20 protein-coding genes and 3 pseudogenes are annotated in these 22,032 nt (G+C 54.2%); 8 read left to right on the top strand and 15 right to left on the bottom strand.

Annotated elements, in window-relative coordinates:
- Nucleotides 1–5 precede the first annotated feature (5 nt).
- From ACT7DK_RS08055 to ACT7DK_RS08045, 3 genes are all read right to left on the bottom strand, one after another.
- Complete coding sequence (locus ACT7DK_RS08055) at nucleotides 6–818, bottom strand: MetQ/NlpA family ABC transporter substrate-binding protein (protein ID WP_445398039.1); 813 nt, start codon at nucleotides 816–818, stop codon at nucleotides 6–8.
- A 526-nt stretch (nucleotides 819–1,344) separates the two neighbouring features.
- Nucleotides 1,345–2,178, bottom strand: coding sequence for a nucleotidyl transferase AbiEii/AbiGii toxin family protein (locus tag ACT7DK_RS08050; protein ID WP_445398037.1), 834 nt, complete (start codon nucleotides 2,176–2,178; stop codon nucleotides 1,345–1,347).
- Nucleotides 2,132–3,106, bottom strand: coding sequence for a type IV toxin-antitoxin system AbiEi family antitoxin (locus ACT7DK_RS08045; RefSeq protein WP_445398035.1), 975 nt, complete (start codon nucleotides 3,104–3,106; stop codon nucleotides 2,132–2,134). The genes ACT7DK_RS08050 and ACT7DK_RS08045 overlap by 47 nt, the downstream gene beginning before the upstream one ends.
- A 296-nt stretch (nucleotides 3,107–3,402) precedes the next feature.
- On the opposite strand from ACT7DK_RS08045, the gene ACT7DK_RS08040 reads away from it, so the two are divergent.
- The 4 genes from ACT7DK_RS08040 (at nucleotide 3,403) to ACT7DK_RS08025 (ending at nucleotide 5,425) form a co-directional block, all read left to right on the top strand.
- Complete coding sequence (locus tag ACT7DK_RS08040) at nucleotides 3,403–3,945, top strand: BRO-N domain-containing protein (RefSeq protein ID WP_445402300.1); 543 nt, start codon at nucleotides 3,403–3,405, stop codon at nucleotides 3,943–3,945.
- Nucleotides 3,946–4,046: 101 nt separating this feature from the next.
- Nucleotides 4,047–4,226: a hypothetical protein gene (locus ACT7DK_RS08035; RefSeq protein ID WP_445398033.1), complete on the top strand. Its 180-nt coding sequence runs from the start codon at nucleotides 4,047–4,049 to the stop codon at nucleotides 4,224–4,226.
- On the top strand, nucleotides 4,226–4,372 hold the full coding sequence (locus ACT7DK_RS08030) for a hypothetical protein (protein WP_445398031.1): 147 nt from the start codon (nucleotides 4,226–4,228) through the stop codon (nucleotides 4,370–4,372). The genes ACT7DK_RS08035 and ACT7DK_RS08030 overlap by 1 nt, the downstream gene beginning before the upstream one ends.
- A gap of 18 nt (nucleotides 4,373–4,390) precedes the next feature.
- Entirely contained in the window at nucleotides 4,391–5,425 is a 1,035-nt protein-coding gene (locus tag ACT7DK_RS08025) for an IS630 family transposase (protein ID WP_445398029.1), read from the top strand.
- Here the strand turns inward: ACT7DK_RS08025 and drt3a are convergent.
- Complete coding sequence (gene drt3a / locus ACT7DK_RS08020; protein ID WP_445398027.1) at nucleotides 5,413–6,609, bottom strand: antiviral reverse transcriptase Drt3a; 1,197 nt, start codon at nucleotides 6,607–6,609, stop codon at nucleotides 5,413–5,415. The two genes, ACT7DK_RS08025 and drt3a, sit on opposite strands and share 13 nt — an antisense overlap.
- 322 nt (nucleotides 6,610–6,931) lie before the next feature.
- Here drt3a and ACT7DK_RS08015 point away from each other — a divergent pair.
- The 4 genes and pseudogenes from ACT7DK_RS08015 to ACT7DK_RS08000 form a co-directional block, all read left to right on the top strand.
- Nucleotides 6,932–7,370, top strand: a pseudogene (locus tag ACT7DK_RS08015) (helix-turn-helix domain-containing protein); the annotation flags it as partial.
- Between the two features lie 13 nt (nucleotides 7,371–7,383).
- Nucleotides 7,384–7,563, top strand: a pseudogene (locus ACT7DK_RS08010) (ATP-binding protein); the annotation flags it as partial.
- Nucleotides 7,564–7,607: 44 nt separating this feature from the next.
- Nucleotides 7,608–7,964: pseudogene (locus ACT7DK_RS08005) on the top strand (IS630 family transposase); the annotation flags it as partial.
- A gap of 243 nt (nucleotides 7,965–8,207) precedes the next feature.
- Nucleotides 8,208–12,767, top strand: coding sequence for a hypothetical protein (locus tag ACT7DK_RS08000; protein WP_445398025.1), 4,560 nt, complete (start codon nucleotides 8,208–8,210; stop codon nucleotides 12,765–12,767).
- Nucleotides 12,768–12,948: 181 nt separating this feature from the next.
- Here ACT7DK_RS08000 and ACT7DK_RS07995 read toward each other — a convergent pair whose 3' ends face one another.
- The 11 genes from ACT7DK_RS07995 to ACT7DK_RS07945 form a co-directional block, all read right to left on the bottom strand.
- Nucleotides 12,949–13,194 carry a hypothetical protein gene (locus tag ACT7DK_RS07995; protein WP_445398023.1) on the bottom strand — a complete coding sequence of 82 codons (246 nt, stop codon included), beginning with the start codon at nucleotides 13,192–13,194 and terminating at the stop codon, nucleotides 12,949–12,951.
- A 24-nt stretch (nucleotides 13,195–13,218) separates the two neighbouring features.
- Nucleotides 13,219–14,682 (bottom strand): P-type conjugative transfer protein TrbL, encoded by a 1,464-nt coding sequence (gene trbL, locus ACT7DK_RS07990; RefSeq protein WP_445398021.1) that lies wholly within the window; start codon nucleotides 14,680–14,682, stop codon nucleotides 13,219–13,221.
- A gap of 14 nt (nucleotides 14,683–14,696) precedes the next feature.
- A complete protein-coding gene (gene trbK, locus ACT7DK_RS07985) occupies nucleotides 14,697–14,927 on the bottom strand; it encodes an entry exclusion lipoprotein TrbK (protein WP_445398019.1) in 231 nt (76 codons plus the stop codon).
- Nucleotides 14,928–14,938: 11 nt separating this feature from the next.
- On the bottom strand, nucleotides 14,939–15,709 hold the full coding sequence (trbJ, locus tag ACT7DK_RS07980; RefSeq protein WP_445398017.1) for a P-type conjugative transfer protein TrbJ: 771 nt from the start codon (nucleotides 15,707–15,709) through the stop codon (nucleotides 14,939–14,941).
- A 224-nt stretch (nucleotides 15,710–15,933) separates the two neighbouring features.
- Nucleotides 15,934–16,353, bottom strand: a complete 420-nt coding sequence (locus ACT7DK_RS07975; protein WP_445398015.1) for a type II toxin-antitoxin system VapC family toxin — start codon at nucleotides 16,351–16,353, stop codon at nucleotides 15,934–15,936.
- Nucleotides 16,350–16,604 (bottom strand): FitA-like ribbon-helix-helix domain-containing protein, encoded by a 255-nt coding sequence (locus ACT7DK_RS07970; RefSeq protein ID WP_096779514.1) that lies wholly within the window; start codon nucleotides 16,602–16,604, stop codon nucleotides 16,350–16,352. Before ACT7DK_RS07970 ends, ACT7DK_RS07975 begins: the two co-directional genes overlap by 4 nt.
- 65 nt (nucleotides 16,605–16,669) lie before the next feature.
- Nucleotides 16,670–18,448 carry a TraI/MobA(P) family conjugative relaxase gene (gene traI / locus ACT7DK_RS07965; protein WP_445398012.1) on the bottom strand — a complete coding sequence of 593 codons (1,779 nt, stop codon included), beginning with the start codon at nucleotides 18,446–18,448 and terminating at the stop codon, nucleotides 16,670–16,672.
- Nucleotides 18,445–18,819 carry a conjugal transfer transcriptional regulator TraJ gene (gene traJ, locus ACT7DK_RS07960; RefSeq protein ID WP_097424112.1) on the bottom strand — a complete coding sequence of 125 codons (375 nt, stop codon included), beginning with the start codon at nucleotides 18,817–18,819 and terminating at the stop codon, nucleotides 18,445–18,447. The genes traI and traJ overlap by 4 nt, the downstream gene beginning before the upstream one ends.
- 858 nt (nucleotides 18,820–19,677) lie before the next feature.
- Nucleotides 19,678–20,379: an ABC transporter ATPase gene (locus ACT7DK_RS07955; RefSeq protein ID WP_445398010.1), complete on the bottom strand. Its 702-nt coding sequence runs from the start codon at nucleotides 20,377–20,379 to the stop codon at nucleotides 19,678–19,680.
- 40 nt (nucleotides 20,380–20,419) lie between these two features.
- On the bottom strand, nucleotides 20,420–21,271 hold the full coding sequence (locus ACT7DK_RS07950; RefSeq protein ID WP_445398008.1) for a helicase RepA family protein: 852 nt from the start codon (nucleotides 21,269–21,271) through the stop codon (nucleotides 20,420–20,422).
- Between the two features lie 4 nt (nucleotides 21,272–21,275).
- Complete coding sequence (locus ACT7DK_RS07945; protein ID WP_445398006.1) at nucleotides 21,276–21,506, bottom strand: helix-turn-helix transcriptional regulator; 231 nt, start codon at nucleotides 21,504–21,506, stop codon at nucleotides 21,276–21,278.
- Nucleotides 21,507–22,032: the final 526 nt, after the last annotated feature.

The raw sequence follows: 22,032 nt of genomic DNA, 5'->3' as shown, positions 1-22,032 counted from the left end.
GACGCTCAGCGGTTCCAGGACTCGGGGTACTTGTAACCCTCGAAGCGCCTGATGGCATAGTCCTTGAAGCCGTCGGCGTTGTAGGCGTCGATCAGGTCCTGAACGAAGGGCTGGTCCCGGTCCTCGCTGCGCACCACCACCCAGTTGATGAAATCGTAGCTGCGCTCGAGGAAGAGGCCCTCGGCGAAGGGAATGCCGCTGGAAGCGGCGTAGTTGCCGTTGATCACCGAAAAGTCCACGTCCTGGCGCGAGCGCGGCAGCTGCGCCGCCTCCAGCGGCACCAGCCGGATGCCCTTGGGGTTTTCCGCCACATCGAACTCGCTGGCGCGCAGCGGATCTATGCCGGCCTTGAGTTTGATCCAGCCCAGGTCTTCCAGCATCAGCAGGGCCCGGGCCTGGTTGGTGGGATCGTTGGGAATGGCGACGGTGCTGCCCTTGTTCACCCGCTCCAGGGAGTCCAGTTTGCCGGAATAGAGCCCCATGGGGCCGGTGGGCACCTGGGTGACGGGGGTCAGATCCAGGCCCCTGTCCCTGCTGAAGGTTTCGAGGTAAGGCCGGTGCTGGAAGCAGTTGACGTCCAGCGCCCCTTCCGCCAGCGCCAGGTTGGGCATCACGTAGTCGGTGAATTCCACCAGTTTTACCCGGTAGCCACGCGCTTCCAGGAAGGGCTTGACCGATTCGGTCACCATGTCGGCGAAGTCCCCGACGGTGGTGCCGATGACGATGTCCTTCCGGTCGGCATCGGCAGCCATCGGGGACAGGGGCAAAGCGGAAATGGCCAGGGCCAGCAGGGGCAGCTTGAGCAGGGTGCGGCGCATGACAACTCCTTGGGACAGTGCCGGGCTGAGGGGAAGCGAAGATGGCCGGTTACCGGCGCGCGGGCCACCATAACAACCCGCCGGGTTCAAGGCCAGCAAAAATGCTTCAACAAGCTGATTTTACAATATATTTACAGCCACAGAGGCGGCCGTGCGACGCCGCCCGGCAGGACACTTCCGGCGGCCGGCCGCCCAATAAAAACGACCACCTCATCAGGGGGTGGTCGAGGACTCAAATGTTTACTTAACAGTAGCATTTTTAGCCTAGTCCCCCGGACACAAACCGGCAACAGAAAAACAACAAGAAATCACCAGCCCGCCCTGTAGATACAAAAAGCCCCTGATATCAGGGGCTGTTATTGTTATTCCGCCGGATGCGGCAGGCCGTCCGCCGCTAGTGCATCACTTCCACTCGATAATCAATAGTACCTTTAAATATCAGTATCTTACTAAGCCATACATCTTCAATACCAAGAAAAATACCATGTTCAGTATTTTTTAGTTTTTTACTGAGTTGAGACTGTTCTTACAACTCCAGTCCCGCCAAAAAGTCATGCTGCAGCTGCTCTACCCTCTCGTAACCGCAGAGGTTCTGACTTCTGAACTGAGCCCCGACCAGTCCATCAATATCAGCCGCCAATGCGGTAATCCGGCTGACGGTGTCCGGATTGGTTGCTGGCTCAGACAAGATCATCTTCAAATCGTACCCGAGCAGGAAAGCTCCTTGCCTCTCGGTATCATACTCCAGCCGCTCTGCCGGGACATAAGGCTCCCACAGACGATCCTCCTGAACATGCTGGTACTCAAGCAGAATGGTTAAAAAGTCAGCCGCGTCTTTACTACTCTCGTTTCCCCGCTCCTGCCAGGCTATCAGCTTTAGCAGAGTCAGCCCGGCCAGCGACGCGACTTTGATGATATCGCCCAGCCCTACTTCTACTGATAAGGCGGCATCGTAAGCTTCCTGAAACCCGGCCACCGACATGGTGACAGCATGCTCTGGTGGCCACTGTATTTCACCTGCGTCATCGGCTATGGCACCAAATGGAATAATATCAATTGGCAAGCCACTTTCGGGGTCTTGTAGTCGATGGATCCTCTTGGTTACTGTTAAACCAGCATCCAGCAAAGCCTGCCTTACTCTGGCGAAAGCGTCCCAATCCGGCACCAGAATACCGGTATCAATATCCCGGGTCTGGCGACCGGGATCTCGCCCAAACACATGATACAGAACGAGATCTCTCGCCGTTGCCCCAGCAACAAAAAATGGCACTCCGGTTTGTCTGGTTGTGCGGGTGATCACTGTCAGTACAGGCTCAAACCCGGGTTTCAGGGAGTGTTTTAAGGTGTAGATATTGATCATTGATGAGTTCGGCAACCTCTTTGTTTCGGCTATCGCTGCTTGCAAGCAGTTCGGCAACAGCCAGCAATGCCCTGGCGTTGATATTGATTTCCAGCTCCTTCCCCCAGAATGCCGGAACCAACCAGAGTCTGCCGGCAGGGTCTGGCTTTGCCTTGAGCAGAGCAAGCTTTTTCTGCAGTGGCTCAAAGGTAAAGAGCTGTAACTCATAAGGCTGTAAATAGCGAGTCAGTTCATCGGCGGCCACTTCTCCCCCCCAGTAATCATTGGGTGTTAAGGGGATATCTCGCCAGTCATCCGGAGCAACCAGTTTTAGCCCACCGAGCTTTGGCCTTAGTACCGTGCGATAGTGCTCAATCCAGATATGGTAAAGGGCTTCTTTATCCAGAATCCGCCGGGTACTGCCCAGACTGACAAGCTTTTCAGACTCCAGGTATTTAAACCCCTTGCTAACCATGCCCAACGAAATATTTGCCATCTCGGCAATAGTTCGAAATGGTAGGTGTAACACATCCTCATGAGCCAACAAGGCAAACAGCAGCTTCATAAAGCCCAGCCCCGGCTTTGCCTGCTGCTGAGTTACAGGGTGACTTTCAGAGCTGTTTTTTCCTTCAATCCACAGATTCAGTCCGTTACAGCTCACCCTGGCGTTGCCGGCTTCATCAATGAAGTTGATAGCGTTGCTGGAGCAAAAGTCGGCGAGATGAGCTGACAGTCTGTTGCAAACCAGCAGGGTGTCGGGACGAGCAGCACCCAGCAGTGTTGAGAGGCTTTCTTTACGATGGATATGCTTTATTTCAACGCTAAACCGGTAGCGTTCGCCGTGTACCGTCAGGGTGACTTGAGCATCAGAGTAAGGATGGCCATCCGGCTTTGGATCAAAGGTTGACTCGCCCTGGATGTGCGAGGGCAGACTATCCAGGGCCAGCATCAGCAGAGTCGCGTTAGTGTTCACACATTATCATCGTTCATGAATCATGAACAAATCATAAACGTGAACACCTGAGTCTGCAAGTGACTGGTTCTCCCGCTGATGTCTTCTTAGCTGAACCTGTCCGAGCGCCAAAGGTTTTGATAACTCCCAGCTCAAATAATGGACTTCTGTGTCACGAGTGTGAAAATGTCGGGTGCGCCGGCATCATAGGTTATATGCACCCAATAACAAAAAGCCCCTGCACTGCAGGGGCTTTTGTCATTCACCGATAACCGGCCTCATTCCCACTCGATATTGTTGATCACCACGGCCAGCCCTGGCTGCAAGCCGCCCAGATCGCCCAGGCCCTTGGCTATGCCAATGAAAACGCCATCAGCCGCATTTACCGCCGCAACGCCGGCGAGTTTACCCCCTGCATGACCGAGAGGGTCAAATTGGCCCTCTCGGGAAATCTGCAAAAAGAGGTGCGCATTTTCTCCCTGCGCGGCGCCCATCTGCTGGCCATGTTCTCTCGTACCGAAGTGGCCGCCGAGTTCCGTCGCTGGGTGCTGGACGTGCTCGACCACCAACCCGTGGCACCGGCCCCCAGCCTGACTCACCGGCGCTGGCTGGTTCACTTCGACTTTGAAGGCAAAGAGCACGTCAGCCCGGTGGCGCCAGACACCTTTATCGGCTCGCCCGAGGATCTGCTCAAGGCCATGACCATGCCCAATGGCCTGATGGTGTCGCACGACCTGCTGTTCCAGTTCATTGAGGCGGCAACCAAGCAATTGCGCCACCGCTCTGCCTGGCGCGACGAGCAACTGAAAAAAACCCTGAAAGACAACAAGTCCTGATCAGTCACCCTGGCGGGCATGTCTGTATTGCACTCGAAGGCTTGCCCGCCGCAGCGGCCGATCGTACCATCATCATTAACCACGTCATCAAGGAGAACGCCATGACGACCCATATCAAAACCAATAAATACGGCCTGCCCCAGGCACAGACCCGGCCTCACATTCGCGCTTCTAAACGGCTCGACCTGAGCGGCGAAGAGGGCAAGCAGATAGTCAAGTCCGAAACCCGGCTCACCTTGAAGGAGCATCAGAACACCTTCAAGCGCCTGGCTGACATGTAATGAGCCTGCTGCATTTTCCGCCACAACGAGTGGTGGAGATCAACTCCTACATACTGCGCACCGGCCGGGGTCTGCATGGCGGGGTGGATATCGGCAAGCTGGAAGGAGCGTTGGGTCGAATAGATATTAACCCGGCGGCAGTTTAGATCTGATATACTGTGCGAATGAAAACAGATGCACGCAAGCTCACCACCGAGCAACAAGAGCTGCTGAGGCAGCAGGCCATCCGACTTCGACTGGAAAATAAGACCTTCCGCGAGATCGGCCGATTACTGAATGTTCATCCGGATACCGTGGGCCGTTGGTTCAAGCGCTACGAGGCCGGCGGCAAAGCGGCTCTCGCCGTCCAGAAACGGGGTCCAAAAAACAAGCCCGGCCGCCTGAACGCCGTGCAACAGCAGAAGGTGATCGAGGCTATCCGCGACCATATGCCCGATCAGTACAAGCTGGGGTTTGCCCTGTGGACCCGGCGCTCCATTGCTGAACTGATCAAGCAATTTTGGGGCATCCACATTCCGGTTCGCACCATGGGGGACTACCTCAAGCGCTGGGGATTTACACCCCAGAAGCCCTTGAAAAAGGCATGGGAGCAGAGCCCGGCTCGTGTCGAAGCCTGGCTGAACGAGGAGTATCCACGTATCAAGGCCCGTGCCAAGGCTGAAAAGGCCCAGATCTTCTGGGGCGACGAAACCGGCATCAAGAACACGGTCCAACATGGGCGCAGCTATGCCCCGGTTGGCAAGACGCCGGTACAAGCCCTGCCGGCCAAGCGGGTTTCCCTGAACATGGTGTCGGCCATCACCAACCAAGGTACGGTCCGCTTCATGCTGTATGAATCCACCATGACGGCAGACGTGTTGATCAAGTTCATGCGCGGGCTGATTGCCTCCACCCCGGGAAAAGTATTTCTGATCCTGGATAACCTGCGGGTTCATCATGCCAAAAAGGTCAAACGCTGGCTGGAAAAAGGGACGGTAAAGCGTTTTCTGGAGGTCTTTTTCCTGCCCGCCTACTCACCGGAACTGAATCCGGATGAGTATCTCAATGGTGACCTGAAAGGCATGGTGCACAGTGGGCCGGCGATTCGCAGTGTGGAAGAGCTCAAGAAGCGAACCCGCTCCTCTATGCGGAAGTTGCAGCGCAGGTCGGAGCGGGTGAAAAGTTACTTCCGATCGGAGCACATCGCTTATGCGGCATAATCGATGTATTTTGCCGCCGGGTTAATATACATGTTATTAAAATAGACACCAGTAAACGCTTTGCTTTTTGCATGCAAAAGCCGAGTATTTCCAGTTAAAAACCGAATTTTATCTATTAGAAGATCAGCTTTTTCATCAGGATTATATTTGCATTTTTTAAAATAGTTATCGAAAGCCTGATTGATACGCTCTTTATATTTATCAACCCTTTTACTGCTGAGCCGAATTGCTATATCTTTACCTTTAAATGAAAACCCATACCCCAGATATTCAAATTCTTGAGCTTTATCTATTGTCAGATCAATTTCTTTTGTTTTATTATTTAATTTTAATTTCTTCCTATCAACAGCTTCATCTACAGTCTGAAGGTAATAAGACTTATTCTTTATAACATCTGGAGAGTATATCAATATTAAGTCATCGACGTAGCGAGAATAAAACGTTAAATCCGGATTATTCACCAGCTCATCATCCAAGTCTTTCATATATACTTCTGATAAATAGGCACTTAAACCAACACCTCTTGGAAGCCCTTTATCACCCCCCACCAACTTAGCATATGATCTAAGAAGTTGAGTGAGTATTCTCTTAGGCAATACAGACAGCCTTGTGGATGCGTGCAGCTTTTTTATAATAAGCTCATGCTCAATGCTTTCGTAAAAATCTTTTACGTCAGCTTTGACAATATATTTAGGGCTTTTATCTAAGCAAACACTTTTAACTCTGCTAACGATTAAGTCACGATGCGATTGCTTTATATTATACGTGCTTCTTATGATATTATGCAAATGCCTTGTAACAAATATACTCTCCACGCTCTTACCAATTGTAAAAGCGTCTTTATCAGAAATCTGATTGGGTAACTTCTCTAAAGGTAGTTTATATCCCTTTCTATTTACTTTATTGCAAATTCTTTCAATCTCATCATTTACACACTTGTTGTACCTATCTATTCTTATCTCCAACAACCTTCTGATTACTTCCATTCTTTTTTCATAGCGGTCTTTTTTTATCAAACATTTTTTAAATTTTGATACAATCTGATACTTTAGCTTTTTTGTATTTCTAATTTTCAGCCTTTCGCCATATGCTTCTTCAAAGTATTCACGCTCTAAATCTCCTCGATTTCGCAAATCAAGATCATAAATACTCCGGAAATTTTTAACTGAAAAAGACTGTTCCATACCCGACCACCTCACTCCATCCCTAGCCAATCAAGGACATATATAATTAAGCTCTAAAAATCTCTACTTATCTGCTTCTATACCATCCTTGTTACAGTAAAGGATATACTGACATAAATCCAACCTCCCTCCCCCGCAGTTTTCAACACGGATAGCTGTATGAAAATCGCTCAAATTGCGCTGATAGGGCAGGTTTTCCGTTAGCTTAACGTTAAATAGCTGTTCCGAATAGTAGATCAGTGGAGGCAGGGAACTCAGTCCAGTTTGTGCGATCTGATCAGTCGCCAAACATACTCAACTCGACACCCAAAGGACTGAGCCCATGCCACGTCCTGAGCAACACCGGATGCACAAAATCATTCAGACCACGCCAGACAAACAACATGCTCGGAGAGTCATGGCGGTGTTGTTGCGTCACAAACGATAGGAGCTGACCGGGGCCGCGCGCTCTACCCTGGGCCGCTGGTTCAACTGGTACCAGGACGGCGGGCTCGATGCCTTGCGTTCACTGCCGGCAGGCCGGCCACCCGTTCTTCCTATCCGTAACATTATCATGCTGCTTCAGACGCTTATCCAGATGTCACCACAAGACTTGGGTTACCAGCGCAGTCGTTGGTCTACCGAGCTCTTTGCTATTGAAATCAATCGGTTGTTGGGTCTCGACATCGCGGCCTCCACGCTCCGCCGTTGGCTGCCTCGTGAGGGGATTGTCTGGCGTAGAGTCGCCCACACACTGTGGATCAAAGACCCGGACTACCACAGCAAAGTCGAGCAGATCAGGTCATCGCCACGGCGATCCTCGACCGACTCCTGCACCACTCAACGACGCTGAACATCAGGGGGGAAAGCTACCGGCTTAAAGACAAACGTAAGGCCGGTCTCGTTCCCGGAACACTCCCACGACAGGAGGATACTGACGATACCGAAGCTCAACAACCGGACACTGAACACTGATGAAAACCGGACAATCTATGTTGATGAAAAGCGGTCAAACTGGGGTGTTGTTGACACTCTGGCCATAAAAAGAATTCTTCCCTGTTCATCACCCTGCTGGAGGCCTTGCGGCGGCGCTATCGCCGGGCTCGGCAGATCACTCTGATCCTGGACAACTACGTGATCCACAAAAGCCGCCAGGTCCAGGCCTGGCTGGTGAAGAACCCCAAGTTCATCTTGCTCTTCCAACCGGTTGCTCGCCATGGATCAACAAGATAGAGCTGCTCTGGCACAAGCTGCACGAGACAGTGACCCGTAACCACCAATGCCGCAGCATCTGGTCACTTCTCCAACGGGTCAGGCACTTCATGGATACAGTTTCGCCCTTTCCCGGAAGTGGTTACGGAACAGCCAGAATGTAGCACTATTAGGATCAGTTATTTACTCATCACGATGGACCAAGATGGGCAGGAAGCAGACTTCCGCTGCAAATGCGAGCTGGATTAGCAACGGAGTGAAAGCTAAAATTTAGATTCACCTGCGCTAAGATTCAGTCTTTTAGTAAAGAAACAGATGCGCAGCAGTGCCAACAAGTCAAGTGTTAATAAAAATAACTTTCTAAATGAGACTCGACGCCTCACCCGAGCAATCAAAAGAGAGAACGCATGAGTAAAAATGTCGTTTGCAAATACAAAGATAGCCTCGACACAATTAGAATTGGGATTTTGTCGATCAAGGCCTCGGGGGGAGACGGGTTTGAAGGGCTTCTTCGCATTGCGCTGACGAATTTGACCGGCATCCCATTCCGTCTTGCGGCAAGTGGACTGCAAGGCGGGATGGACGGAGATGCTGTCATGCCGGGCGACCCCGTTTGCTTTGAAGCCAAGCGATACTCAGGGGACATCCATAGAAATGATGTTTTGACAAAAATCGTGGATTTAGCTCGCAGTAAAAATACTGCTGACCGCTTGTGGATTCTGGGTGCAACGACCGAGGTCAGCTCACAGCTTGCAGCAGCCGTGAAGGTAACTGGCGACCAAAACGCTGTCTTCACCCTTATTTTGGATTGGACCGCCGCCCCGCTGCCGCTTCTTGCCATCGTGCTGGTTGCCGCAGGTAATGACGCCATCAATTTCATCGTCAAAAACCACCATGATAACACGAACCAGAAAAAGCTAACCGAAGGTGACCTTGAAGCGGCATTCTCGTCTGTCTCGCATCACCCAGAATTCGATAACCTCCTTCAGAGACTCAAGTTAAATCTTAATGTTTCGAAGTTGGCGTTAAAGCGAGCGGTCGATTTGAACATCGAGTGGCGAAAGCAAACGTTTAGCTCCACACACCTAGCTAGGGAACGTTACGGCCAAGGACTAGCGGTTCTAAAGGAGCAAGCTTCTCCGCCGATGCGCGACGAACTACGGGGTCACATCGCGAGCGAGATTCAAGTAGGCAAAGAAGTCGTTCTGTTAGGTGATGAGGGCCACGGAAAATCATGGCTTTCCGCACAACTCTGCTCTGACGCAAAAGGCTTGGCGCTATTCGTCAGCGCAGAGCAGCTTGACGGTGTGTCAGTCGGAGACTTGGATGATTTCTTGATCCATCTTCTGATCAAGCAAACCGGCGAAATAGCCGACGACGCGCTTAAGATTAGGTGGAGGCACCGCCTTCAGGCATGGAGAACTACACCACCACTAGCTTCTTTGATGGTCGTCGTTGACGGTCTAAACCAACGTCAAAACCTCCGTTGGGACAAATTACTTAACGGCATCCAATCCCGGTTAGATGCCGTCGGAGGAAGGATGCTCGTGACCGTCAGGCCACACTTCTGGCAGAAGGCAATCGCCCGTGGTTTAGCCTTCACACCGACTGTCATCAAGGTTCCTGAGTGGTCGCCCGCAGAACGCAATAAACTTCTGCAACATCATGGAATTTCTCTTGATTGGCTCGACCCAAAAACCCTAAAAACACTCCAAAACCCCAGACTGCTTAGCGTTGCCGTCACAACTCTTCCGCATCGGAAGGCCATCACATGGAAAGGATTGACGATCGATAGATTGCTAATGGAGCACCTTCGCAGGTCGCAGCTCGAGAACTACGAAGACGAAACCTTCGTGGATTTGACCAACCGTCTCAGCAAGCATGCAACAGAAGTGTTGGAGCGGGTGCAAGCGTCTTCGAACGAACCGCCTCAAAACTTTCAGGCGGACTCCAACGCAGTCATTGAGACTAGGTTCTTCCGACCACTCCCAGGCCCCGGCGATCAGTATGAACTACGTGACGAGGGCTTAACCCTCGCGCTCGGCTTTACACTTGTCGACCAACTTTGGCAAACTCTTCGGGCGAAACAAGATTTATCTAAGCGGATATTCCAGCTTGTCGAACCAATCAGTGCTATGGACCGAACCGCTGACGTGCTCTTTGCATCTCTATTGATCTGCGCGCTAGACGACATTCGGTTCGATACGGAAATCTTCTCTGCTCTGCTGGATGCGTTTGCCAATATCCAAAATGTAGACGACCGTCGCTTTGAGGAATTCGTTGAGATCATCAAGCATCAGCCAAAAGCGCTTTTCGATGCCCTCAAGCATTTTTGCCTCGAAAGAGGGCTGCGGGTCAATCAAGACTGGTTTGTCCACGCCGCGTTTGAGGTTTCAACCTCCGAGGCAGGGTGGCATGCGGCAGAAACCGCCATTCATCAGTGGCTTCACTGTTACAACAAGGATCCCGTTGAACAGACCAATCGCTATCACGGGCAGAGTGATTCTGAGTACGAAAAACAGATTGAGAAAAAAAAATCTGAAATCGGAGAGGTATTGTCTTCTCTATCCACTTTTGAAAAACAACTACTGGAGCGGATGACCGAAGTATCGAACGAGCCTGATGACTTGTTTACGCTGGCTCTTCGGCTACTGGCGGGGCGCTCCCTCGTTGACTTCGCCGATAGCTTTGTTGCAATGGGTTTAGCGTTTGCATTGGATAGGAATGTGTATTCTGCACGGAAAGCATTTCAGCAACTGACGACGTTCAATCGGGTGGATAGAGCCGTGACCAGAAATGCTTTCCTGAGGGCAATCGAGCCACTGCGTGCAAAATGTACCTCGCAAGGTGGTCAGTGGACGGTTGTTCGAATGCTTTACGCAACAGGAGAGGAAGCAGACTCAGTAGCAGCTAGCGTGCTAGCTGAAGAGATAAGAATGGATTGGTTTCACTTCGATCCCCCGTCACCAGATAAATGGCGCCAGGCTAAGGTGGCAAACCCCGACGCCACACGACCGGTAGACATGAATAAAGGGGCGCAGCAATTCAGTGCTCTCGATCCGGACAAGATTTTGCAGACTATGGGTCTTGGAAGCGAAGATTACAGCTTCAGGGATTTTCTGCCGGTTGCCTGCCGATTTGAACCCGCTGTCGCTATTGAGAAAACTCGAGATATCCTTGCAGGGCTGCTGACAAGAACAGGATTTCCTCTGCGACAGGTCATTTTGAACTGTGAGGACCACCTCCCATTGGTCGATCCTGACTTGGCAAAGAACTTGATCAATAGGATGGTGGAAAGCTATGCCTTTGAGACACTGCCCGAAAAAGAGCAATCGATTTGTCGGATGTTCGCATTCTACTACGCCGCCGCACAGATTTCGGCAGGTGAACAACTCAAGTGCATGACAGGCAAGGCCCTCGGGCCAGACTACCTACTCCAAGTCATCCCCAGCTTCAAACCTCAGCCGACAGAAAAAATAGTAGCGGCGGCTCAAGACGCACTCAAAAAAAATGATGAAGACGCAGCATACGGCGCTCTTGCGGCTGCGCTTTATGGGCAGACGCAGATAAATGATGAACTCGAAGAACTTATATTGAAGTGTTCTCGCGGAAAATCTTCAAAGCTTCGCGCCATCGCCTTTGAGTTGGCGACGCACAGAGACCTGAAGCAGGTTCGACAAGCGCACACTTGCAGCAATTGGAATACGACCTCAGCTGACGGAGATACTCGTGAAAGCTGGTTCGGTTCGATGTTATTGGTCGAGGCGAGCGTTCGAGGCGAAGTATCAATTGATTACCTTCTGAAGCGGATCAGCCACAAGACTTGGTTCGTGTCAAGCGATAGGCTTGGCACTGCGTTTACCAAGCTATTGGCCGATCACTTTTTACAAAAAATTCGCAGAGGAGTCGTAGATGCAGGCAAGACACAACCTCCGCTCGCAGACTTTCAATTCTCGCGAACAGCGCCAGTACCCTTCCCTCTCCTGTCTATTGAAGAAACAGATCGAGAGGGAGAGCGCTTTCCTAAGCAAAAGGATTTGAGGGAGGTTCTAGAGGATAATGATAACTTCGACGAGAAGCAAAGCAGACTAAGCGCTGTGGCGGAGGTATTTTTCGAGGAAATTAAGGAGTCAGATGCAAGAATATTGGTGCGAGAGGTCACTATCGACAGTCTCCAGCATCTTATTGCTGAAGTGCCTACACTGCTGGATAAACTACTCGAAATTTTGAAAAAGGCGGAGAGCGCCCAATTTATTTGGCTCAATAATTTGGCCTTTGCGGTAGCACACCTAATCTCCTCGAAATCTCCTGAACAAGCTGTGGCACTGCTGAACCGTGCTTGCTCGTCACAAGGTTTCGTAACGCTATCTTTGGGAGACGACCTAACACTTGAACATCAAGCAATTTGGGGAAGCTATGCGTCTGAACCAATGAAAACATTGTGGCGAAAAAGGCTTCTAGGTTCAGAAAATGAAGCAGTTCTTGTTCGGGAAGTGCTCGCAGCAGAACGCTTTGGAGCCGCCGACTTTATTAAGTCGACGGTTCTACAACTGGCGTCAAGCGAAAATAGCCTGGACCAAGCATACGCGATATCGATTGCGGGTTACTCGATCCAATCTGATGAATTCGTTGATATTATGAGTAAGCATATCGATAGTAAAGGCATTTGTGGACAAGTTGCCAAGTATGCGTTGTCAGAGCATGAAAATGCTCAATGGGCACGAATATGGATAGAAAGCATGTGGGACGCACCGACCCCTGAAGAGTTCTGGAGGTGTCTGATGATTGCAAAGACCTCTATGGATGCACGCGTGAGTGCTCAACAACCGATCAACAGTCGCTGGGCACACTATGTTCCAGTGTTTCACAGAGCTAGGAAGGAGGCAATCAAAGACCGAAACAAAGAACGAAAGAAGAGGCTTCTTGGACAGGAAGCTCCTGAGCCAATCTTTGTGACCCCTGTTTAGTTTTTAGTAAAGCTTGAAGGATTTCAACGGACTGCGTGGCCGTATCTAAACACGTTCGAAAATGTAGCATACGCACAGCTAATCGATGAACACCAAAGAAGATGGCTCGGCTGCTGCGTGATAAATTGCTTCCTGAACTTCGATATTATAGGCGGTTGTCACATATCACCTCTCTGACAGGCTATGTTTGAGTTGAAAACGGGGTTTTCCCAGCCCCAGCTCCTGCGTCATTGCTGATGCGGTTGCTACTTGATGCCTCCACCCAGCCAGTAGGGTCCGGGCGGTTCACAAAGGCGGCAATCTCCGCCTCGGCGTCCTTCTCTTCCCCTACTGCTGGTTCGATAACCGGCTCAAAAGCGACTCCGGTGTGGGTCTCCTGGGCTTTGTCGAGCATGTCCAGGGCAACCATGAAGTGACGTTGTTTCATCGAGGAGTCTCCTTATGCGCCTTACTAGCCACGGTCCACAGAGCCGGTGCCGCCCAGGCTGTCGTTACCGAAAGATGGGGCAGGTTCGCCCGCCTTGTCACCTCCTCCGGCATCGTTATTGCCCCTCGGCTCCATGCCCTCGCGGATAGAGGACGCCAAGCGGCCGCCGGCGGTCTGGCTCACTTTGCCCTGGAACTTCCCGGCCGCCTTTGAGCCGATACCTTTTGCCAGCTCTCCCGCCGTGCCGGCTGCCAGCGAAGCCGCTCGGCTGAACCCGCCACCGTTACTGCCTGAGCGGGTGCCAGAACCACCAAAGCCAGCGGCTTGCGCGAACGGGGTGTCTCCCGTGCCCGTATCGCCACCGTTTGAGCTTTCACCCGCCCAGTTACCGCCGCCATGGCCAGTTTCACCGAAGCCTGGCATCTCACCACCGGATGCCGAGGCGGCAGCCGACGCCTTTTCAAATGCCGCCTTAAGGGCCGAGGCGCCACCTACCGCATTTGCGGCACCGCCCAGCATGGCGCCTCCGGCCATTTTGGCACCCGCCATGGCCATGCCGGCCGCCGTCATGGCTGCGCCCATTGCAGCTCCGGCCCCAAAAGAGCCAATGCCCATGGCACCGACGCTGCCGCCGGATACTAGACCGGAAATCATGGGCGGCACCTTGTTCACCAGGAACAGCAGGATCACAGACACCACCAGCATCACCACCAGCTCCTGGGACGCCATGTTCTCGCTGATCTGCGAGTAATAATGAGCGAGGAAATCCCGACCGATGGCGACAAGCAACACCATGGCCATCAACTGGGCCGCAATGCCGAGAATGGCCTTGTAGTAATTGATCGCCATGTCCGAGGTCCAACGGGAACCACCAAAGCCCAGGAAGAACACGCCTGCGTAAAGCAGTATCCAACTGGCCGCCAGCAACAACAGCAGGTTGACGGAAATAATCGCCAGCACCAGCAATACCGCCAGGGCCATCAGCTCCATCACCAGCGCAGTGGCGAACTGTTGCCAGCTCAGCTCCGACGTGGCCTGTACCGTCCGGTCGTAGAGTTCAAAGCCAAGATCCAGGATGCTGGACGGGCCGAGATTACTGTTGGACAGGCCGCCGGCCTGCGCGCCCAGGGTTTGCAATGACTGGACGATGGTTCCGGCAATGTTCATGCCTTGGTTCGCGTTCGTCAGCAGCCACCAGAAGAACCCGGTGAAGATGGTGAACCGCACCAGTTCCGCGAAGAACTCGCCAATGTCGGCCTTGCGCAACGCCATCATGCCGAAGGTCCAGACCATCGAGATCACCACCAGGGTCCAGAAGAGACGGCTCGCGGCGGCTTCTATGGCGGGCCCCCAGGTCGAGGCGGCACCATGAAAACGGTCCAGCACATCATCCATGATGTTGCTGCTGGACAGCTCCTGCGCCAGAACGGGCTCCGACACGACAACGGCGGCCAACACTCCCAGGCCACAAAAGGCTATTCGTTTCATGCTGTGGCCCCCCATCAATACCGGTCGGGGGAGCTGGGCTTAAACTCCCAGCTCCGCATTTGCCGGGCTTTCTCGAAGGATCGGCAAGCCTGGGTGAAGGCTTTCCGGTTCGCCTCGTTTCTCAGCTCGCGGATGGCCTGCTGAAATGCGGCCGGCGCACAGGTGGCCGCGCTCGCCTCCGGTACTACTTCCTGCTCACACCCGACCAAGGCAACCAGGGCCACTAATGGAATGATTCTTTTCATGGCGGCCTCCCTTAGTAGCGATCTGCTGAGCTCGGTTGATAGGTCCAGGTGCGCAGCTGCTGTTCCCGTGCTTCGCCCCTGGCGTAGGCATCCATTTCGGACGCCAGCCGGGCTGCCTCTGCATTCTGCTGGGCAATCAGCAGGCTACGGATCTGCAGGAGCTGGTTGGCCTGGTTGCTGGCGAGTTGGTTGGCGTAGCCGATGGCGGCAAGCTGGCCGTCTGCGCCCTGGGCGGCGGATTGCAGGCGTTCAAGCTGACGAGCGTCGGATTGCAGGTTGCGCTGCTGCTGGTTAAGCCCGCGAAACAGCGCGTCGTTGGCCGCTTTTTGCGATTCGGACGCCAGGCGGCGGTTTTTTTCCATCGCAGCTTTTTCGGCCGGTGTGCAGCCACCGGAACCGTTAAAACAGGGCGAGCTGCGGTAATAGGCCACATCCTGGAACTTGCCCAGGTAAGCATCGAGGCTGCCAAGCTGGTTCTGGTAATGCTGAAGCGTGTTGGTGGCCTGAACCAGATCATTGATGGTGGTCTGGGCCTGATCCCAAATGTAAGCGGCCGGAGCCATGGTGTTTTGCAGTTGGTTTTCGTACTGCTGGAGCTGGGTTTGATACTGCTCAATTTGCTTGAGCGTCTGCGCAACGGCCTCCATCGCGGACATCATGTTTTGCGCCAGGTTGGTGCCGTCGACAACCGGAATGCCCGCCTGTACAGGCACGGACGTGGTCAACGCCAGGGAGATGGCGAGCGCGGCCATTTTAGCCGCTAAAATACGTTCTTTTTGCATGATTGAGTGCTCTTAGTGTTGTCGTAACTAAGTTGCACTCACCAACCTGTAGCGGCTCGCCGGATATGGCTGCAAACCGCTACCCCTGCTGAACGTCAGCGGTGAATGTGGACCTCTACAGAGATAGCTCGTTACTTACTATCCCGGCGTCCGACCTGCGCGACACCGTTAAAACGCGCGGCCGCATTGTTGTTGAACATCGGTGTCATTGTCCTTGGGGACGGTTAGGCTTCCCAAGGGTTAATAGTGTCTACGCCCGCCGCTTCAAACGGGCTGACGTCTCGCGTGGCGACGATCATGCCATTGGCGGCGGCCGTCGCGGCGATATATCCATCGGCTGCGCCGATTGCCAGGCCGGCTGCCCGTGCCTTCGCCATCAGCTCGCCGTAGGCTTTCGATGCCGACATATCGAACGGCAGCACCCGACCGGCAAACAGCGGCAGAATTTGCTTTTCCAGGCTCTCTTGCAACCCGTCACGGCGTTTGCCGGCAGGCAACGACGCCATCCCGAAACGCAATTCGGCCACCGTGATAGCCGACAGGTAAAGCGTTTCGAGCGTCTGCGCGTCAATCCATTCAATCACCCGGGCTTCGGGGGCCTGACGCAGTGGCTCCGAAACGACATTGGTATCCAGTACGATCATTCGAACGTCATGGGCTTGGCAGGGGTCTTGTCACGCACCTGCTCGATGGTTTTAAGATCTTCATCGGTCAACTTGGCCCGTCGGCCAATCTCGGCCAGCAGAGAACCCAGTTTCTTCCGGCCTTTCGGCTTTACGGCATTTTCCAGGATGTCGCGGATTTCCGCTTCGGCGCTGCGCCCGTGCTGGGCAGCCAGCACCTTCAGGGCACGATGCACCTCATCCGGCACATTTCTAACGGTGATAGACGGCATGATTTCAAACCCCGCACTTGCTTTACATGACTGCATTTTAGCACACTGCAATCATTGAACAAATTTTACCGCGCCCGCCCCTTGCTCTGCCGCCTTGCCTTCTTGGCGTCCAGCTCCGCCCGCAGCTTGGCCTTGCGGCGCTCCTGCTCGTTCGACCCTGGCGGGGCCGGCGTGCTGACGGCCTTGTTCCCAAGGCGCAGCACATCGAGCTGGGACAGGGTTTGCAGCCGGTTACGGCGCATCGGCGGCGGCTCCTGGCCGATTGGCGTTACTCCCGACCGTTTGGCCCGCCCCTGGACCCCGGTTGTACCCTGGCTGTTGGCCAGGGCCTGGCGACGGCGTTCCAGACCGGCATCCGCGAATCTAACAGGCAGTTGCCCATCCACGGCCGCCCGGATCACTCGGGCCTTGAACTCCGGCGAGCCATGCACGGTAATGCGGTCGCCATAACGCTCCATCGCCAGTCGTAGCGCATTCTGGATACCTGCCTGGTCGGATTCCCTGGATACCTGGAGCCGGTCGCCATCGTCGCGCACCGCACTGGAGCCGGCCCGGTAAATGATGGTGCCCTTCTTGGTGATGTTGTCGATCACCGGCGCATGACCGGGCTTCGCCCGCCCCTCTCCCTTGAGGGTATTGCCCTTGAGGCCCTGAGCGGCCTCCCTGGCCCGCAGCGCGGCCAGGGCCTCGGCATCGCCCTGCAGGGCCTCCCGCTTGAGCCAATCGGCCCAAGTGCGCTTTCCGTGGGCCTCATGGATGGCCTGCCGTTCTTCCCGGTACTGCTTATGGATGGCATCAATGTCGGCTTTCAGGGCACTGCTGGCCTGGGCATACAGGAGCTTTTGGGTCAGCTTGCCGCCGCCAGTAAGCTTGATGGCCGCCCGCCTCGCCCTGCCTTTCATCTTGGCGTGATCAATCCGGCGGTCTTTCTGTCGCCGGGCTTTATCCAGGGCCGCCGTTTTGTTGGCCGCTGCCGTCGCCTGCTCTGACTTGTACCGGGCGTAAAGCGCGCTGGTGTTCACCCGCAGCCGTACCGGATCTTTGCGGTACTGTCGGCGGGGCCTGGCCTGTTGCGCCTGGTCAGGCTCGAACGGGCCAAAACGGGCTTCCAGCTTCGGCTTGGAGAAATCCCGCCCCAGGGTGCTCGCCTTGACCATAACGTCATCGCCGGCCATCACCACCAACCCATTGCCCCGCCCCCGGAGTTCCAGGCCGTTGTCACGCATCACCCGGTGCAGCTCACCCCAGGACTGCGCGGCCTTGAGTTCGTCCAGGCACTCGCGCTTGATCCAGCCGATCAGGCTTTCAATACCGGCGTGGCGCTCCATGTCGGCCGCCCGGGCCTCGGCACCGCGCCGGCGCGGCATGTGGTTGTCCCTCTGCAACCCATAATCCCGCTCCATGGCTTCGCACAGCTCGGCCAGCGTCTGGTGTGGGTAGTAGGGCTCGTGGATGGTGTTCCGCGTCGGGTGGATCTTGTTGATGGCGATATGGATATGCAGGTTGTCGGTGTCGTTGTGAACGGCACTGATACGCTGATGCTCGCCAAAGCCCAGTCCCTCGCAAATACGATCCTCGATGGCGGCCAGGGTCTCGGCTTCAACCTGCTCCCCGGCCCGGAAGCTGACAATCAGGTGATAGGTCTTGTCGCTCTTCGCCCTGGTGTTGGCAAACTGGGTCGCCAGCACTTCGCTGATCGCGTCCCGGACCGAATGTGCCTCGCAATTGGTCAGCCGAACGGCCCCTAACCGATGCTCCTTGCTCTGTTTGTCGGTGATGTAATTCACCAACCCGGCAAAGTCGGATTTGCCCTGTGAACGCATGGCAACGTGTTTGGCTATCATGATTCGGCCTTCGGCCGAAGTATGGACTCCATGAGGAAGCTCATCTGCTCCTGCGTCGCCTCGATACGGCCCAGAACAGCCAGGATGGTATTGGCCCCGACTCCGGCCACCCTGGCGTCATTCGTCAGCCAGAGTTTCAGCAGGCCACCCAGGCGGCCCAGGTCGCCATTCACCCTGACCAGTTCGCGCACCTGCTCGGCATCGGTCACTCCTCGAACCTGGTAGCCCTGGCCGACCAAGCGCAGATAGGTCGAGGCGCTATGGCCCGCCCTCCTGGCGTTGGTCTCGATGGCCGCCCTTTCCTCGGGCAGGCAATAGACCTTGATCGGATTACTGCCCTTTCTCGTTGGCTTGTTCTCGCTTGTCTCCATGTCACCGTCCTCTTCGTGATTGCCATCTGAGCTGGACGGCCCCGCAGGGCAGGATGAACGTTGAGCACCGCAGGTGCGAATAAGGGCCGGTGAAGAGGCTCCGCCATGCTTGCATGGTGGGCCTACTTCACACATCCTGCCCGCATCTCAGCATTCGTTTTTGTGTGTATGCCCTGTGCAAAGCATCGCTATTACCGTGTATTCGTCGTGTAATCGCACACAATCAGCCTTAAACAGCGCAGTTGCTGATAGTTGCAGCGATAAAGCAGCGCGCCAACAGCGGTAAAACAGCGCTCTAATCGTGTTCGCCCCATGCCTGCCGACCTTGCGCTTTCCACCTTGGAATACACAGGTTTCCACCCGCTTTCCCCACTACCAGCCCGGCCGCCCCTCAAATGTCAATAACGCCAAAGTACCGTGCCTCAAGCCCTCAACCAGGCCAAAATGCTGACTCCAGGTGGCAATACAACCGTAACCGGCGTTCCCAGGTGTCAACCAAGCCGGATGGCTGCCCCTCAAATGTCAATAAAACCGAGGCGCCGCCCCTCAAGTGTCAATAAACCACGCCATAGCAATTCCTTTGCGGCGCTCCTTCGTCTTCTCCGGCAGCACTGTAGCCGGAGGCCAACTCGGACCTGGCAACCCTCCCCTCCTGGCGTTCAACCATCGGCCATAGGCCGATTGATAAAGCCCGACAAGGGCTTTATCAAGAAAGGTGTAATCGCCCGCATCAAGCGGGCGGTTATACCGCCTGGATATCCTGAAATATCCTGAAGATCCTGCTAAAACGGCAAAAATTCGGGCGGCTGTACCACGCTTCCGGGCGGTTGTGCCACGCCTTCGGGCGGGTACGCCACGCTATCGGGCGGCTGTGCCACGCTTCACCCTGTTCTCATCAGTGATTTCTATCCCCAGCTCGGCAAGCCCGGCGGCATCATGTTTCAGTCGTCTACGCCCATCCCGCACGGCCTGGCCAGCAACATCGTCACCGCATACGGCACGGATCAGGGTATCCATATGCCAGCCCCCGGCTGGATCATGCTTATGGGTCAGCACATGGCGAGCTACCGCTTGACTGATCCCATGCTTGAGCCTGGTGATAGGCGCCGGCTGGTAGTGAAGGGATAAGTCGTGCTCCAGCAGCATGACCAGGGCAACTCCCAACCGGACACGCCACAGGTTGCGTTTTCCCCTGGTCAGAGGGTCGGGACGAGTCATCGGTGAGGGTATTACGTGATCGATCAGGCCCCCGATAATTGGAAAATCAAACTGCGGCGTCTCTATAGTGATGGTCGCCGCCCGCAGTTCAGCCAACAGCTTCTCAATCTGGGTAAGGCTGTATTGATGATCGGACATTGTCCGGCGAAGCTTCGCAGGGTCTACCAGAAGCTCCACTCCGCCATCCGACACATCCCGCTTCCGCTCGGCAACGTACAGCATGGATTCCATAAGGTCGGCATGGCGCTGTCCGAGCCTGCCGGTTACTCGACAGCGACCAAAGCAGGTGTCCATCCATTGCCCCTTGCGTTCTCGGGGACGCTGAGTGGGTTGATAGATCATCACACGAGCCTGTAACGCCGTGCTGGTGGGAGCGACCTTGTTACCAGTTGTCATCACCAAGCCCTACCACTGCTTTCGGCTTCACAAACTGCTGCCGCTTTTGCCGCTCCAGAACGGCCGGCTTGAGCACGCCCCCTTCATGTCGGCGCAACCAACGTTCGGGAAAAGGTGCGCCGTAATTGGCCTTGCTTACGCCAAAGCGGACAAAGTAGCCTCGCTGGCCGTCATCCACTCCCCATTCCTCGGCCTCCCCTGGCGTCATGCCTGAGAGGTAGGATTGCCAACGGATGTTATCGACCAGCACAGATGAGCCACGGCTGGCTTGCTGTTGGTCGCCAGCGCCCATCATGGCCGCTCCCTTGCTGGAATGATGCAGAAATACGATGGCGCAGCCCGTTTCGGCGGCGATGGCCTCCATCCGGCCAATCACCTGCGACATAGGCCCGCTGGCGTTTTCTTCCTCGATATGGAAACGGCGCAGTGTATCCAGGATCAGCAGGCGTCGACCCTCTGCAACCTGCCTGAGGCCATCGAACCACGCCGAGGACATAATGTCAGGGCACCTGCCAATCAATGGCTCAACCAGCAGCCCATCAGCCACCGCCTGCTGCTGTGGGAGCGTGAGATGTGCTCCCAGTACATGCAGCCGATGATGGATAGCCGCGGTCGGATCTTCGGCTGGTAGGTAAGCCACGGCGCCGGAGGGAAACTCGCCAATATCCAGCAGGTCGGGACCACCGGCAATCTGTGCCGCCAGCTGCAAGGCCAGCATGGACTTACCCGCCCCGCCAGGTGAAACAATGGCCCCCACGGTTCCCGCAACCATATTCGGCAAAACGTAATCAATCGCCGGCGGCAGCTCAGAAAACGCAGACATGAGATCAAGAGGCATATCGTCAACCTCCCATAAAATAACCAGGTCGCATGGCCTGAATACCCGATGACTTACGCTCTTCAATCCACTTTTCGACCTCTGCCAGATCCCAGGCAACATTTCTGCTTGTTAGTGCAATGCGACGCGGAAATTCGCCCCGCTGTTCCATGTTGTAAATTGTCCGAGCTGAAAGCGGAATCATCTCCAGAAGTACTTTCCTGTTTATAAGTGCTTTATGTGCCATTACTTGCATGTGATTGCCTCCCAAGACCAGAAGAGACTTTAATACTAACAACAAAAATATTTTTTTAAATAAAAAATAAATTAAACCTCCAACTTAAAAAGCTAACTAAGGAATTGTTTTCGATATATCGAAACCAGAAAGAAATAGGCAGGAAAAGTTAAGCTAAACCTTCCCGACAGACAAACAAAAAAGAAAAACGAGCGCTAAAAAAGGATATATCCTCATAATTTTTTAGCCGCTAAAATTTCCAAAAAGCAACAAGGCGCACATTCTAAAAACAAATAAAACTTGTACTGACTAGCACAACAAAGTAACCTTCGGAACGCCAAGTAGCAGGTTTATCTGGCAGAAACTTGCTAAAAAAGCAGCTGTCATAATTTTAGCGGCTAAAATGAAGTTGCTCTCCAGCCCTACACGGTGGGCTTGCAAGTAATAGAAAACATGCGGGCCAAACTGCCTATTCTAGTGCGCCGTACCCTGCAACGCTGGAAGTGCCAGGCGGTAGAGCTGGTGCTGAAGCAGGCGGAAGTGTTGT

The organism is Zobellella sp. An-6 (assembly GCF_052487945.1).
This window is presented reverse-complemented; position numbering and strand designations above follow the sequence as displayed.

Coding starts and splice junctions, on each gene's coding strand:
- ACT7DK_RS08055 (WP_445398039.1), bottom strand. CDS start 818: ATGCGCCGCACCCTGCTCAAGCTGCCCCTGCTGGCCCTGGCCATTTCC.
- ACT7DK_RS08050 (WP_445398037.1), bottom strand. CDS start 2,178: ATGATCAATATCTACACCTTAAAACACTCCCTGAAACCCGGGTTTGAG.
- ACT7DK_RS08045 (WP_445398035.1), bottom strand. CDS start 3,106: ATGCTGGCCCTGGATAGTCTGCCCTCGCACATCCAGGGCGAGTCAACC.
- ACT7DK_RS08035 (WP_445398033.1), top strand. CDS start 4,047: ATGACGACCCATATCAAAACCAATAAATACGGCCTGCCCCAGGCACAG.
- ACT7DK_RS08030 (WP_445398031.1), top strand. CDS start 4,226: ATGAGCCTGCTGCATTTTCCGCCACAACGAGTGGTGGAGATCAACTCC.
- ACT7DK_RS08025 (WP_445398029.1), top strand. CDS start 4,391: ATGAAAACAGATGCACGCAAGCTCACCACCGAGCAACAAGAGCTGCTG.
- drt3a (WP_445398027.1), bottom strand. CDS start 6,609: ATGGAACAGTCTTTTTCAGTTAAAAATTTCCGGAGTATTTATGATCTT.
- ACT7DK_RS08000 (WP_445398025.1), top strand. CDS start 8,208: ATGAGTAAAAATGTCGTTTGCAAATACAAAGATAGCCTCGACACAATT.
- ACT7DK_RS07995 (WP_445398023.1), bottom strand. CDS start 13,194: ATGAAACAACGTCACTTCATGGTTGCCCTGGACATGCTCGACAAAGCC.
- trbL (WP_445398021.1), bottom strand. CDS start 14,682: ATGAAACGAATAGCCTTTTGTGGCCTGGGAGTGTTGGCCGCCGTTGTC.
- trbK (WP_445398019.1), bottom strand. CDS start 14,927: ATGAAAAGAATCATTCCATTAGTGGCCCTGGTTGCCTTGGTCGGGTGT.
- trbJ (WP_445398017.1), bottom strand. CDS start 15,709: ATGCAAAAAGAACGTATTTTAGCGGCTAAAATGGCCGCGCTCGCCATC.
- ACT7DK_RS07975 (WP_445398015.1), bottom strand. CDS start 16,353: ATGATCGTACTGGATACCAATGTCGTTTCGGAGCCACTGCGTCAGGCC.
- ACT7DK_RS07970 (WP_096779514.1), bottom strand. CDS start 16,604: ATGCCGTCTATCACCGTTAGAAATGTGCCGGATGAGGTGCATCGTGCC.
- traI (WP_445398012.1), bottom strand. CDS start 18,448: ATGATAGCCAAACACGTTGCCATGCGTTCACAGGGCAAATCCGACTTT.
- traJ (WP_097424112.1), bottom strand. CDS start 18,819: ATGGAGACAAGCGAGAACAAGCCAACGAGAAAGGGCAGTAATCCGATC.
- ACT7DK_RS07955 (WP_445398010.1), bottom strand. CDS start 20,379: ATGATCTATCAACCCACTCAGCGTCCCCGAGAACGCAAGGGGCAATGG.
- ACT7DK_RS07950 (WP_445398008.1), bottom strand. CDS start 21,271: ATGCCTCTTGATCTCATGTCTGCGTTTTCTGAGCTGCCGCCGGCGATT.
- ACT7DK_RS07945 (WP_445398006.1), bottom strand. CDS start 21,506: ATGCAAGTAATGGCACATAAAGCACTTATAAACAGGAAAGTACTTCTG.